The sequence below is a fragment of the Haladaptatus pallidirubidus genome (assembly GCF_020700235.1).
GTDB classification, from domain to species: domain Archaea; phylum Halobacteriota; class Halobacteria; order Halobacteriales; family Haladaptataceae; genus Haladaptatus; species Haladaptatus pallidirubidus.
In genome coordinates, this window is record NZ_CP085305.1 from 208,857 (window position 1) to 221,685 (window position 12,829).

A 12,829-nucleotide genomic window follows, 5' to 3' on the forward strand; every position below is an offset into this window, starting at 1 on the left:
GCGCTTATAGGTTCATTGGAGAGAAATTACTTGTTACCAGTGTGCAGATTCGCTATGCTAAGTGGCTTCGTTAACCGGAAGAAGTGGAATCGAGATCGTTCCACACGAAGTCAAGTAAACTGCCCCGTGAACAAAACCGGATTTGTGCAAAGGTTTTTACTTACACACCTCGCTCCGGTTTGTGAGGGGGTATCAATGAGCGTGGGGGATACTTACATCCGAGGGAAACGACTCTTCGTAGAACGACCACTCGAAATCGGCATCGTACTAGTCATAATACTACTCATCCTTGACCTCGTCTTAAAGCTCATTTCCGGAACCATAACAGGGCTTACGCTTGCTCTATTTCTGAAAGATGGAATCGTCATTGGACTCATCATTGGGCTCGCCGGAATCGGACTCTCGATGACATACAGCATTCTCAACTTCGCGAACTTCGCCCACGGCGATTATCTAACCGCTGGTGCATTCGCCGGCTGGGTGACGACGTATCTGATCGCCGGATTCGGAATGATACCTGCTGGTGATCTGTTCTTGGTCGGCGTCAGCGGTGGTGCTGACGCCGGGAGCGTGAGTGCGAGCGCTGTAACTACGCCAGTGGCGGTTCTCGTCGGATTCGTCATCGCTGTTCTGTTCGGTGTCGCGCTCTCGCTCGCGATCGATCGTATTGTCTATCGACCCATGCGCGGTCAGAACGCCATTGCCCTGCTCATCGCAAGCATCGGCGTGGCACTCGCACTTCGATACGTCATTGCAATCGTCTTCGGAACGAGTCGAACAGGAGTAACAGGTGGGACGCTGCCAACGTACACCGTTCCGGTGATCGATCTCATCATCAGTGCACATGAACTCGTGTTAGTAATCGTCGTGCTATCGATGATGGGGGGTGTCCACGTGTTGCTCCAACGAACGAAACTGGGCAAGGCAATGCGAGCGATGGCCGACAACCCCGACCTTGCGCGTGTATCCGGTATCCCGACGGAGCAAGTGATCCGTACGACATGGATGATCGGCGGCGGACTGACGGCCGCCGCAGGCTACCTCGTCGTCCTCGAAACCGGAACAATATCGTTCGATTACGGCTGGACGCTACTTCTGTTGATTTTCGCGGCGGTCATCCTCGGCGGTATTGGTTCGGTCTACGGTGCGGTACTCGGCGGTCTCACGATCGGTATCGCGAGCACAATGTCGTTGGTCTGGCTTCCCTCCGAGTTCACCTACGCCACTGCCTTCTCCGTGATGATTATCATTCTCGTAATCAAACCGGCGGGACTTTTCAGTGGGGTGACAACTGCATGATGGAAATCGATTCCCAAAGTGGTCTTTATGATCGCAGATGTCGCCTTCCGGGACGTAAATCGTACTGTTGGAGTCGCGATGAGTCCAATGAGAATGTACGAGGGAGGGAGATGATGACCAATGAGTGAGAGCACTGAAGGTGGATCTAGCCGCCTACCTGGAGGCGACGCGGGATTGATTCTCGGCGTATTTTTCGTGCTTTACGCCGGATTCACGCTGATCGGCGTCGTTCTCGGACTTGATGCCAACGGATTAGCGAGCACCCTCCAACGGATCACCTTTTTTGCGGCCGTCTACGCACTCCTCGCGCTCGCGCTCAACTTGCAGTGGGGGTATGCCGGGTTGTTCAACATCGGTGTCGCTGGCTTCATGGCCGTCGGCGTGTACACGATGGCGATGCTTACCGCGCCGGTGAATCCCGGGGCTGGAGGAGTTCCTGGTCTCGGATTGCCCCTTCCCGTCGGAATCGTCGGTGGGATGCTCGCGGCAGCATTCGTCGGAGCGATTGCGGCGTTACCTGCCCTTCGATTAAAGGCGGACTATCTCGCGATCGTCACCCTCGCGCTCTCGGAAATAATCCGAATCACCTACAACTCGACGAGTCTGCAGACGTTCTCGCTCGCTGGAATCAAGCTAGGCACCGGCGCATCACAGGGAATGTCGCTGCCGACGAACCCAGTCAACGCATTGTTCTACAGCAACGCGCGGAGTCCCGCATCACCACCGACAGCCCTCGGTGAAGCCGTGTTCGGACTCTTTCGAGTGATAGGTATCGAACGTACGACCGTCGTTGACTGGGCGTACACACTCGTGCTCATCGCCTTCGTTGGGTTGTTTTACGTGGTACTGAGTCGTGTCGGCAACTCACCGTTCGGTCGCGTGTTGAAGGCTATACGTGAAGATGAACTCGTTGCTACCTCACTCGGGAAGCGTACCGGCCGCTTCAAAATCAAGGTGTTCATGCTCGGATGTGCACTTATGGGACTCGGCGGTATTCTCTGGCAGGGCAGCCAGTCGTACGTCAGCCCGAGCAGTTTCCTTCCGATTCTGACGTTTTATATCTTCATCGCACTCATCATCGGTGGAGCCGGTTCGAACACCGGCAGCGTGATCGGCGGAGTACTGTTCGTCGGTCTTCTTTTCGAGGGGCCGACGTTCGTTCGGCGACTCGTAGAACAGCTACTTCCGCTCGGCGAAGCCCCGAATACGTTCGTCGCGGCCGTCGCGCCGTTGGCGTCTCTCGATGTCCTTCCGCTGTTTGCGTTCCTGTTGGGGAGCCTCGATTCCCTCCGATTCGTATTGGCGGGTGTGGCACTCATCTACATGATCCAAACCCGACCGGAGGGACTGCTCGGTCACCGTAAAGAAATTGCATCGAGCGTCAACCTCTCCCAGCGTGAACAACCGGTACAAGCAGACGGTGGCCGACCGCCGAACGAATCTAGCGTTGCTCATACTGCCGACGAATCACACGGTGAGAACACATGAACTACTCTAGAGACGATTCCGAAACAGAGCCCATGAGCACCGATATCCGAAGTCACACCGAGGAATCAACGGTGACACTGGACGGCGGTGTACGCATGTCGCAGGACGAGAGTCGGACAGAAGACACGACGGTGCCACCACTCCGGATCCAAAATCTGGTGAAGCACTTCGGAGGGGTTACCGCCGTCGACGAAGCGAGTTTTGACGTGGAGGAGCGTTCGTTGACTGGCCTCATCGGGCCAAACGGCGCCGGAAAATCGACCACGTTCGACTGTATCACCGGCGTTCATCGACCCGATAGCGGCTCGATCTACCTGTACGATGAGGATATCACCGGATTACGGCCATACGCAACGGCCGATCGGGGAGTGGTGCGAACCTTCCAAATCACTCGCGAACTCAAGGAAATGACGGTGCTCGAAAACATGATGCTCGCGCCGAAGAACCAACAGGGCGAGCGGCTTTGGCGGACGATCTTGCCCGGATCTCGGCGAAAGGTCAGTGAACAAGAGCGCGAGCTTCGTGAGCAAGCCTGGGACACTCTCGAGCTCTTCGAGATCGACCACCTTGCCGAGGAGTACGCGGGCAACCTCTCCGGCGGCCAGCGAAAATTGCTGGAAATGGCACGCGCGCTTCTCACCGACCCCGACGTACTGCTGCTAGACGAACCGTTTGCCGGAGTGAACCCAGTCTTAGAGGAAAAATTGCTCGAACGAATACACAACCTCCGCGGACAGGGGTATACTTTTCTTCTCGTCGAACACGACATGGATTTGATTATGAACAACTGCGAGCGTGTGATAGTAATGCATCAAGGACGGGTAATCGCAGACGACGCCCCCGAAGTAATCTTGGAGGATGAGCAGGTGATAGAGGCGTATCTAGGGGCGAACGTATGACCGCAAGCAAGACAGGCCCGATTGGAGCAAATTCCACCGCGAATGGGACTGACAACTCGGCATCGAATATCTCGGTGTGGGTTACGGAGATTTTCGGATACTCGTTGAGCTTGATCTCCGGGTGAACGACGGCGAGTACGTCGTTCATCGGATCGAACGGAACCAGAAAGTCCGCGATTCTCAAATCGATCTTCGAGCTCACTACACACATGGGCGGGAAGCTTTCCGACGCCGACGAGGCGTTGCTCGCCGATATCGAGGTTCGTCGGGAGTTCCTCGTGGATAAACCGAAAATGGAGTCGGATCGATTATCGCCAACCGATCATTGACCTCCGCCCTGTTCTTGGCCGGTCTGAAATTCGACAACTTCAATCTGGTTGAGTTGACCGTCTTGTGTAAAGCTGAAGATTTCGTACGCAGCCGTCGTGACATCGCCGTTATCGTCGAAGGTAACGCTGCTCGACGCTCCCTGGTAGTTTATCTCGTCGCCGTTAGCGGCCAACGTGAGCGCGTCAACGAGATTGCTGGGATCAACCTGCTGTCCGGGCGAGTTCGCAACCGTCTGCATGTTGTCCCGAATATTCCCTCCGGAGTTCTGCGCACCGCCGGCGATGTTTGCGAGAATTTGGATGGCGGTCGCGTCGTACGCTTGGGCAGTGAATACGCCCGGTTCTCCTCCGACCTCTTCGTCGTACAGCTGCGTGAAGAATTGCCTAGCTGGCCCGGCAGCGGACGGTGCCGTCCCGATGACATTCGTGAGGGGCTGACCGACGTTACCTGGGAGCGCGGGATCGCGCAGTCCATCAGTCACGAGTATCTGCGTGTCGCGGCTGTAGCTGGAATAGTAGTCGCGGAACAGTTGATTACCACTCTCTGGATAGGCGATTACCAACAATGCGTCTGGCTGGTTCGACATTGCCTCTTGCAACTGCGCGGCGTACGACGATTGCGCCTGTTCGAAGGCGACCTGTGCCGGAATTTGTCCGCCGAATGATTGTGCAAAGCTGTTCGCGAGCGCTTGTCCGTACGAGTTGTTAACGTACATGACCGATACCGACGAGGCGTTCACGCGATCGGTGGCAATCTGCGCGAGCACCTCTCCTTGGACAGTATCACTCGGACACGTCCGCCAGATAAAGCCGTTGTCCTGCAGCCCCGTAATCTCCGGCGACGTACTCGCGGGCGAACAACCGACGACTTGGTTCGGAATTAGGACGTTTTGGGAGACCTGAATCGTTACTTCCGAGGAAGCCGCACCGGTAATCGACGGATAGCCGGCATCGACGAGCGCTTGTGCCGCGCTGATACCGGCCTGTGGGTCGGTCTGGGTGTCCTCGGCCTGTGTATCGATCTGAAAGTCTGTATCGGCGTTGTTCAATTGGGTTGCCGGCAGTAGCGCAGCATCCCTGATCGGTCGGCCAACGGATGCCAAATCGCCCGTTACGGGTTGTAGTACCCCGACCCGGATTTGTTGTCCCCCTTGCTGTTGACCAGTGGCGCTACCAATATAACCGGCAAGACCAATGGCACTCGTTGCCCCCACCTTTGCTAAAAATTCGCGTCGTTTGGTACTCTCTATCATACCACGTAGAGATAATGTCGTCTATTTCTATAAGTATATCCCTCAAAAGTAGGAAATGACAGAATAAAAATTGAAAATTATCTTAATTATTCTCGTAATATTCAAATTTCACACCATTTAGTGAAGGGTGAGAACCCTTAGTTTTGATGCACAGATGCCATCAAGAGTCGATTGGAAGAACATAATCGATACTTTTGTCGGGCGAAATCATCTAATATCTATCTATAACTAATCATTGAACTTTCGTGGCTGTTGAACTGGGCGTATTTTCTAATCGAGTCGTCAGTTTTTGTATGAATTGTGAGCGGTTCCGATAAGTAGCTAAACCTTTACAACTGAGATCAATCGTGGAATTGAACGCTTAGTTCTACACCACGCCAGCTCTAACCCTTGAGACCGGCGTTCTGTTCACCGTCGTTTGAAAGCGACCATACCACTTCGAAGACGAGGTCGCGGTTACTTCGACTCTTGGAGTACAAGGCCGACTTGCTGTCTCACCATATCGTTCGAGTATTGGCCACGGGATTGTCCACGTATATTTTTATACCAATATTTTATATTTCTATATTAGATACCATTCGCGTCAACCACTACTAAATACCCCGCGTGTAAGGTGGTCGATGAATTCTTGTTACTCGTCAGCTGCTTCCCCGTATTCACGCTCTGACTGTTTGCGATAGTCGTCTACAACCGTTTCATCCCCCAATGATGAGCGGTCCATCGCGGACGGCAGAATAGACGACGTTCAACGGGAGCTGTTCGATGTCGTTCACACTGGCGAAACCATCCGGAAATTCTGGGAGGTCAGCATCGATGCGATTGCGCAGTTGAAACCTCCTGCGGGCCTTGAGCCGATCCGGAAGCACAAGGCGATACCGACATCAGACGTCGATGTTGCTGACCCCTGTACTTAATATCGACCTGACGTAGTGAGGGCTGCCTTTTCCCTCAATGAACCCTAGTTTTTGCTCTGCAATGGTCAGTTATAGAAATGCCAGGGGATTTAGTACTTATCACTGAATCCTTTTTCACTCATCTAATGATGATCCGTCGTACGCCGCCAGAGATTAGCGTAATTACGTGTACGAGTACAAGTGGAAACGTGAGGCCGCCAGGACAGGCCAAGTACCTGGGCTCCCATTCTGGATCGAACTTTGCCTTATATGCGCGCAGCCCTTGATAGTTGTAGAAGTGTTCTCCGTGTTGATACACTTGCGCACCGATCCGATCCCAAGCAGTTGTTGCATGCCGATTTTCGAACCCTGACAAGGGGGCCATTCCAAGGCTAAACCAGCCGTATCCGTTCTCAGATCCCCATAGCATGAGTTGCACGAAGAGATAATCCATAATACGTCCAGGTGCGCCAGAACTGTACCGCATGAGGTCAACCGACAATTCGTGTTTTCCGCTCCCTTCAAGGACATTCGCAAACGCAACAATATCACCGTTGTATCGTATGACCGCAATTGGGAAATTCTTCAGGTATCGTTCATCAAAGTAACCAAGCGAAAACCCGATCTCCCTGCCCCCTTTCATTTCCAACCACTTATCAGAGATGGTTCGTAGTTGGGGAAGGATGTCAGGAACGCTCTTACGTGGAATGACTTCGAACGTACAATTTTTCCCTTCGACCTTTCGGATCGTGCGCCTGAATTCCTTTCGTCGTTTTCCCTCAAGCGAAAATGGTAGTGACACGCGACCCTCTTCACCGAGTCTGAAAAACGACAATCCGAGATCCACCATGACCGGCAAATCATCCTCACCGACCTGATAGAATACGGGCTGCCCCCCATTGCGCGAAGCGAGTTCATGAAAGCGCCAGGCCAACTCTAAACAGTCATCTTTTGAACCAACGGGTGGCCCCAGTGCGACCCAACTTCGTCCTTCGATGGCGTACATGATGAAAGCTGTCCCGTCATCGTTGAACAGTAGCGATTTGTCACCAAGAAGTGCCAGATACGCATCGACTCGATCGGACTTCTCGGCGATCGAACGTGCACGTTCTAACTCCGTTTCGGTTGGTGGCGATGGGTCAGGCATCGATGGACTCAGAAGCCGCACCAGAGCGACGACGAGGAGAACTACAGCTGTCCCAACAGATGCTCGTAGAAACCGCGGAGCACTGCCATCGAGTGAGAACCGCCACCAGAGCTGTTCTGAATACTCGAGATGTTGGAAGGCGAACAATCCTAGCCAAACCGAAGTTCCGAAAACAATGAGGATAGTCACGATCCAGCCGGTCGTAAACCACTCGCGTGTCAGTGATGCCCGGCGGTAAAAGAATCGGCGGGCTGGGACAACGACCGCGAGCACCGCCATGAGAATGAGTGCCTCTTCGACGTTGAATCCTTTTAATAATGACAATAGGATGCCGAGGAAGAGCATGGTGATAGTGAGGAGATACGCTGCGTCAAGGCGTAGCTGGAGACCGCGAGCGAGCACCAACAGTCCTACCCCGACGAGACTAGCGAGAAAGTGCGATAGCTCAATGACCGAAAGGGGGAGGACACGACCAAGCCAAACGAGCCGGAGGAGTCAGCGGGGATCGCTCCTGTAATTAGGAGAGTTGCCCCTGCCAGCAGCGTGAGTAGGGCGAGGACGGTTGGAACGAGCGGTGCAGCCCAGCGGTGTATCGTTTGTGCGGGAATTATATCTTCCTCACGGTGTACAAGCGTTGTACGGACGATGAGAACGATCGCAGCCACGAACAGAGGAAGCAGATAGTAGACGATGCGGTAGATGATGAGTGCTGCTGCAATCCCAGTTGTCGGAAGCATTCCGGAAAGGAGCACCAAGAGCACGCCCTCAAAGACACCCAATCCACCGGGAACCTGGCTGGTAATTCCCATTAGCTGTGCGACAAAAAAGACGGCAAGAAACCCTATATATCCGAGATGGTTGCCAGTCGGCAGGAGGACGTAGAGTACCATACCGGCAATTGCCCAATCGAATATTCCCAAAGAGATCTGCGCAAATGAGAGCCGTAGCCTAGGTGTATCGATCGACCAGCCTCGAATTTCGATCGGAATCCGTCGCAGGACACCCCAGAGGACGTACGCGAAGACACCGCCAAGAAGAACGACGCCGATGATCCTAACGGATACCGTGGGGATTCCGAGTGCCAAACTGAGAAGTGCGGGTTCGGCAACGAAAGCGAGGCCGGAGTCGATAACGAGGCCGAGCCAAATCGACAGCGTGCAGAAGCCAACAATTCGCGTCACGTCATCCGCTGTAACACTCATAGCCGAGTAAAATCGATATCGGACGGACCAGCCGGTGAGCACCGAAACGCCGACGTTATTGCTGATAACGTGTCCAACGAAAGAGGGCAGGGCGGTACGCCGGTACGTCTCCGATCGGTTGACGTATCGGAAGCCGAGCCAATCGTATCCTGTCATTAGTACGTACCCCAGTGCAGTCAACCCAACTGCGAGAGCGATAACCCATGGGGAGTACGCGCTGAGTTCTCCGATAATTTCGTGAATACTGAATTCTTGCAGTTCTCGGTGGATAGCAAAGAGCGCGAGTGCGAAAACAACGCTCCCGAAAAGCGGCGTTAACTGCTTCAAGGTTGGTCGTTTCATTTACTACACATACTGTATTAACACTGGCAACGCTGAAAGACATTTGGTGACGAGTCTCTTGTTTGTCATCATACCCACGAGGACATTTCTTTCGTCGCGGAATTTTTCGAGTATGAATAGATTTCTAAATACAGTTATACGTATCCAAGACAAATCCCGATAGCGGACATCACGGGGAAGAAGGCACTATCTCGGACGTTTTGCACGACTGTCTTGGAGACGAAACCGGACGCGAATTAGACTCCTGCAACAACCACATTGAAACGGGTAAGGAAATCGATGTTTGGTTCCGACACCGCGACTTAGTACCGTATCCAGCAACTAATCACTGATACACTCTTTGAAATAAATACTCACGAAGGCAAACCAACGCGGCCACAGAGCTGAGATGCGCTTGGAGTCGATGAGAATTACCTTCTCAATGCGTGGCTCACGGGGAGTTTTGTAAAACCCAACGAAAGAAGTCACACGAGAGAGCGGCGTCGATGTCATTCTCGCATTCGAGAGCGTACTCCTCGCGCGAGGCGAGCTTTTTGAAATGCGTTCGAACCGCATCGCCTACGGCAGTAATAGAGACTAATATAGCTGACCATCGGGTGGTCGCTCGATATGCACTACAACGCAACTTGGTGGCAAACTAATCGAAAAATAATGTTACGTGTTATCATGTGTCCCCTAACAACTATTGCAACGGAATCCATTACCAGAGTATATGCCAAGTTCGTCACCCTCGCACCCAGAGCCATCGATACGCACTACACCTGCAGACTCCCAGTCGATCATCTCTGCTGTGGTGACGGCAGTGACCAAAGCCAACGGTACGGAGCCCACGACTCCCCTCTATGAGGCCATCGACCCCGATGCACTCGAAGATCTGTATCAGCATGCCTCGCCAACAGTGAGCTTCGACTACATTGGGTACCGCGTCACGGTTTTTCCTGACCAAACTGTTACTGTGTCCGAGCTGAATACATAGGGCGTTACTCCCAATAGACGACCCAGAGATCCGAATTTTAGAAGCCGCCGCTCTTCAACCAGAAGGAGCAGTATACTCCACAGCATGGAATTGGATGTAGAAGACCAACAAATTAGCACCGACAGCTACTTCTCCTGTGGTGAGGGCTCTCGCCCTGCAGGTAAAACCGTCACCAGCATTTGCTCGAGGAGCGCGTCGACCTGTGGTGGGGCAGTATAGGTGGCTTGCTGATCAGATTGGTCATACTCAATTATCCCTGTATCTGCGAGTTTCGGGAGATGAATATGATGCAACGTAATTGCTGTGTCCGTGGTTCTATTCGACGGTTCTCGGTCGTCACTTTGTGTCAGCTTCGTCACTAACGTAGAGACGGCCAGAGGAGTCTCGGTGTTACGAAGACACCGGAGAAGTGCTCGACGCCGGTGATCAGCAAGCATCTTGTATAACAACGTAATCTGTTCTGTTGTAGTGCCACGATCGCCAATCGGGTGTCCATCCTCATGCATACTCGAGCCTCGAGTATGCACACATATAGTCATTTTTTATAATTGCATTGTTAGATTGTGGAATACACACGGAGAGACGCGAATTGTCCTTCTGTAACAGAGTCACTGTGTGATTCCAGCACCATGCGTCTTTGAAAGTGTGAAATACGCAATTGAAATGGCTGAAGATCAGCTCTCACGTTGTTCCTCTGCCGTTTCCTCACTGAAGTGGAAATGATCGAATGGCTGGCTATGTCGCTCGCGTATGATCTCGGAACTCTCAATCGTGACGCCTGAGTCGTGCAGCGTGTCCGTGATGCGTGTAATATCTTTGCTACTCGTCCCAACCGCTTCCACGTAGATATTTCGTTTGCCGACAAGCATCTCGCGTACATCGACCACACCCTGCACAGCAAGCATCTGCTGGACAAATTCGGCTTGTTCGGTTGCTGGCGCGGTACACACGAATAACACACGCAGCGGGAGGTTCGCCGCTTCATAATCGATCTCTGGGTGGTAGCCTTTGATGATCCCATCGTCTTCGAGGGCTTTGATCCGGTTCCGAACGGTGCTCGCGGAGACACCGACCGTTTCGGCAATTTCTTCGGTGGTTGTATTTCGTGCATCTCGCTGGAGATGATACAAAATGCCCTGGTCAACGTTGTCGAGTCCTCGGCCCATACGCGAGAATTGGGAGAGTAGACGTAAATAGTATGTGAGAAACCGAGTGAAATCCAACAGCCCTCGTTCAAGTGGTTCACTCACTTCCTCAAACACTGGCTAATCCGAAAATTGAGAGGTGATTAAACGTGTATACTGTGTTGAAGTACAAGAACCAATGATGCTCGATGATCAGCTCTCAGTCCTCTCGAATCGCCACCGACGACGGCTCCTTGTCACTTTAGCACAATGGACTCCCCAGCCCGATCATCTCGCTCCCTCTCGAGCTTTGGCAGCGGACGGGGGAGACGAAGAGCAAACAGATCAAACAGATCAAACAGATCAAACGATCGCAATGCAGCACGTCCATCTCTCCAAATTAGCGGATCACGGCTTTATCGACTGGGATCAAGACGCACAGCGCGTGACGAAGGGGCCGCAGTTCGATGAGATCGAGCCATTGCTCACAGTTCTGATTGAAAATTAGAATGTGCTTACTGACCGTGGTGTTCCCGACTGATTGATCACGAGGAAAACTGCCACGAAGGTGGTAGTTCAGGTACGGGATGACGATTGGTTGGGACCCATCAGACCTCCGTACCACTTCGTCCTTTGCGCTAGTCCTGTATAACCCTACTGCGATTATCTGGGTTACTAATTTAGTATCTGATTCATAGCCGGGGAAATATATCCCAGACTACTAATCTATCGAAAATCGATTTAACTGAAGGCAATATGGATGGTGCAAATTCGTAATTATCGCATCATATATTGCGGATTTGTGATTAGTAATTTGTGATTATCCGAGTGAATAAACGAGTTGGCTGGTGAATCAGCAATATGATTGTTTGGGGATGAATGCCTTTGATACGTCTTGACGCGCATAGTCTCATTTATGATGGACAGTGCTGTTGGGCGAATTCGATGGCTTCGACAACAACTGTCTTGTAAGCGACGCTAGAACGGTATGAACAAGTCCGGTGTTCCCGGGCAAATGGTTGGGACCCATGAAGGACTTATCTAATCAACAACAAGCGATCGAATTGCTCCAACAACTCGGCTTGAAAGAGTACGAAGCAGGGTGTTTCGTAGCGTTGGCACGCCTCCCGAAAGGGACGGCCAAAGAGATCAGCGAGACGTCCGACGTACCGCGAACACGCGTCTATGATGCGATTCGAGTGTTAGAAACCAAGGGCCTCGTCGAGATTCAGCATTCGAATCCTCAGCAATTTCGCGCCGTGCCGATCGAGGAGGCCGCCGAGACACTACGCCAAGAATACGAAACGCGAACAGACACGCTCGTCGAGGCAATGGACAATATTGAACCCGCGATTCCGGATGGTGATGAAGAAATCACGCACGAAGTCTGGGCGCTCTCAGGGACCACTGCGATTACGAATCGTACTCAACAACTCATTGATGCCGCTGGGAGAGAGATCATACTCATCGTCGGGCGTGACGAGGTTATTGATGACGGGTTGGTTGAACAGCTCCAAGAGGCGCTCGACACTGGTCTCGATGTGCTGGTTGGCACACAAACCGAGGAGCTTCGTGAGCAAATTGCAAAGGCACTGCCCGATGCAGAAGTGTTCGTCTCCGGGTTAGAGTGGTTGCACAGTTCGCCCCTTGAGGCCAACGACGACACGACGATCAGTCGGCTGCTGTTGATCGACAAGAACACGATTCTCGTGAGTTCGGTGCATGAGACGGACACTGGCGGGATTGAGACGGAAAAGGCAGTGTTTGGGAGGGGGTTCGACAACGGAATTGTAGTGATTGCCCGGCGATTGATGGCGACGGGATTACTTCCGGCTGATGATCCTGACATGCTCGCCGATAAATGATTTCTGATGCGT

Annotated in this window: 13 protein-coding genes; 7 read left to right on the forward strand and 6 right to left on the reverse strand. The window is 52.7% G+C overall.

Annotated elements, in window-relative coordinates; translation table 11 throughout:
- Nucleotides 1–195 precede the first annotated feature (195 nt).
- From LIX15_RS27890 to LIX15_RS27900, 3 genes are all read left to right on the forward strand, one after another.
- Nucleotides 196–1,299, forward strand: coding sequence for a branched-chain amino acid ABC transporter permease (locus LIX15_RS27890; protein WP_227778485.1), 1,104 nt, complete (start codon nucleotides 196–198; stop codon nucleotides 1,297–1,299).
- A 120-nt stretch (nucleotides 1,300–1,419) separates the two neighbouring features.
- Nucleotides 1,420–2,787: a branched-chain amino acid ABC transporter permease gene (locus LIX15_RS27895; RefSeq protein ID WP_227778486.1), complete on the forward strand. Its 1,368-nt coding sequence runs from the start codon at nucleotides 1,420–1,422 to the stop codon at nucleotides 2,785–2,787.
- A 95-nt stretch (nucleotides 2,788–2,882) separates the two neighbouring features.
- Nucleotides 2,883–3,686, forward strand: a complete 804-nt coding sequence (locus LIX15_RS27900) for an ABC transporter ATP-binding protein (protein ID WP_227778527.1) — start codon at nucleotides 2,883–2,885, stop codon at nucleotides 3,684–3,686.
- A 322-nt stretch (nucleotides 3,687–4,008) separates the two neighbouring features.
- Here the strand turns inward: LIX15_RS27900 and LIX15_RS27905 are convergent, their stop codons facing one another.
- The 4 genes from LIX15_RS27905 to LIX15_RS27920 form a co-directional block, all read right to left on the reverse strand.
- Nucleotides 4,009–5,268, reverse strand: a complete 1,260-nt coding sequence (locus LIX15_RS27905; RefSeq protein ID WP_227778487.1) for an ABC transporter substrate-binding protein — start codon at nucleotides 5,266–5,268, stop codon at nucleotides 4,009–4,011.
- Between the two features lie 695 nt (nucleotides 5,269–5,963).
- Nucleotides 5,964–6,134, reverse strand: coding sequence for a hypothetical protein (locus tag LIX15_RS27910; protein WP_227778488.1), 171 nt, complete (start codon nucleotides 6,132–6,134; stop codon nucleotides 5,964–5,966).
- A gap of 166 nt (nucleotides 6,135–6,300) precedes the next feature.
- Complete coding sequence (gene mprF / locus LIX15_RS27915) at nucleotides 6,301–7,758, reverse strand: bifunctional lysylphosphatidylglycerol flippase/synthetase MprF (RefSeq protein WP_227778528.1); 1,458 nt, start codon at nucleotides 7,756–7,758, stop codon at nucleotides 6,301–6,303.
- Nucleotides 7,719–8,852, reverse strand: a complete 1,134-nt coding sequence (locus LIX15_RS27920) for a lysylphosphatidylglycerol synthase domain-containing protein (RefSeq protein ID WP_227778489.1) — start codon at nucleotides 8,850–8,852, stop codon at nucleotides 7,719–7,721. Before LIX15_RS27920 ends, mprF begins: the two co-directional genes overlap by 40 nt.
- 128 nt (nucleotides 8,853–8,980) lie before the next feature.
- On the opposite strand from LIX15_RS27920, the gene LIX15_RS34070 reads away from it, so the two are divergent.
- Together LIX15_RS34070 and LIX15_RS27925 are read left to right on the forward strand one after the other, a co-directional pair.
- Nucleotides 8,981–9,184 carry a DUF8139 family protein gene (locus tag LIX15_RS34070; protein ID WP_486327125.1) on the forward strand — a complete coding sequence of 68 codons (204 nt, stop codon included), beginning with the start codon at nucleotides 8,981–8,983 and terminating at the stop codon, nucleotides 9,182–9,184.
- Nucleotides 9,185–9,564: 380 nt separating this feature from the next.
- Nucleotides 9,565–9,828, forward strand: a complete 264-nt coding sequence (locus tag LIX15_RS27925; RefSeq protein WP_227778490.1) for a HalOD1 output domain-containing protein — start codon at nucleotides 9,565–9,567, stop codon at nucleotides 9,826–9,828.
- Nucleotides 9,829–9,953: 125 nt separating this feature from the next.
- Here the strand turns inward: LIX15_RS27925 and LIX15_RS33870 are convergent, their stop codons facing one another.
- Complete coding sequence (locus LIX15_RS33870) at nucleotides 9,954–10,367, reverse strand: DUF7344 domain-containing protein (protein ID WP_438267236.1); 414 nt, start codon at nucleotides 10,365–10,367, stop codon at nucleotides 9,954–9,956.
- Nucleotides 10,368–10,502: 135 nt separating this feature from the next.
- Nucleotides 10,503–10,994, reverse strand: a complete 492-nt coding sequence (locus LIX15_RS27930) for an Lrp/AsnC family transcriptional regulator (RefSeq protein WP_227778491.1) — start codon at nucleotides 10,992–10,994, stop codon at nucleotides 10,503–10,505.
- Between the two features lie 157 nt (nucleotides 10,995–11,151).
- Here LIX15_RS27930 and LIX15_RS27935 point away from each other — a divergent pair, with 157 nt between their 5' ends.
- Together LIX15_RS27935 and LIX15_RS27940 are read left to right on the forward strand one after the other, a co-directional pair.
- Nucleotides 11,152–11,460 (forward strand): DUF7344 domain-containing protein, encoded by a 309-nt coding sequence (locus LIX15_RS27935; protein WP_227778492.1) that lies wholly within the window; start codon nucleotides 11,152–11,154, stop codon nucleotides 11,458–11,460.
- 520 nt (nucleotides 11,461–11,980) lie between these two features.
- On the forward strand, nucleotides 11,981–12,817 hold the full coding sequence (locus LIX15_RS27940) for a TrmB family transcriptional regulator (protein WP_227778493.1): 837 nt from the start codon (nucleotides 11,981–11,983) through the stop codon (nucleotides 12,815–12,817).
- The last annotated feature ends 12 nt before the right edge of the window (nucleotides 12,818–12,829 follow it).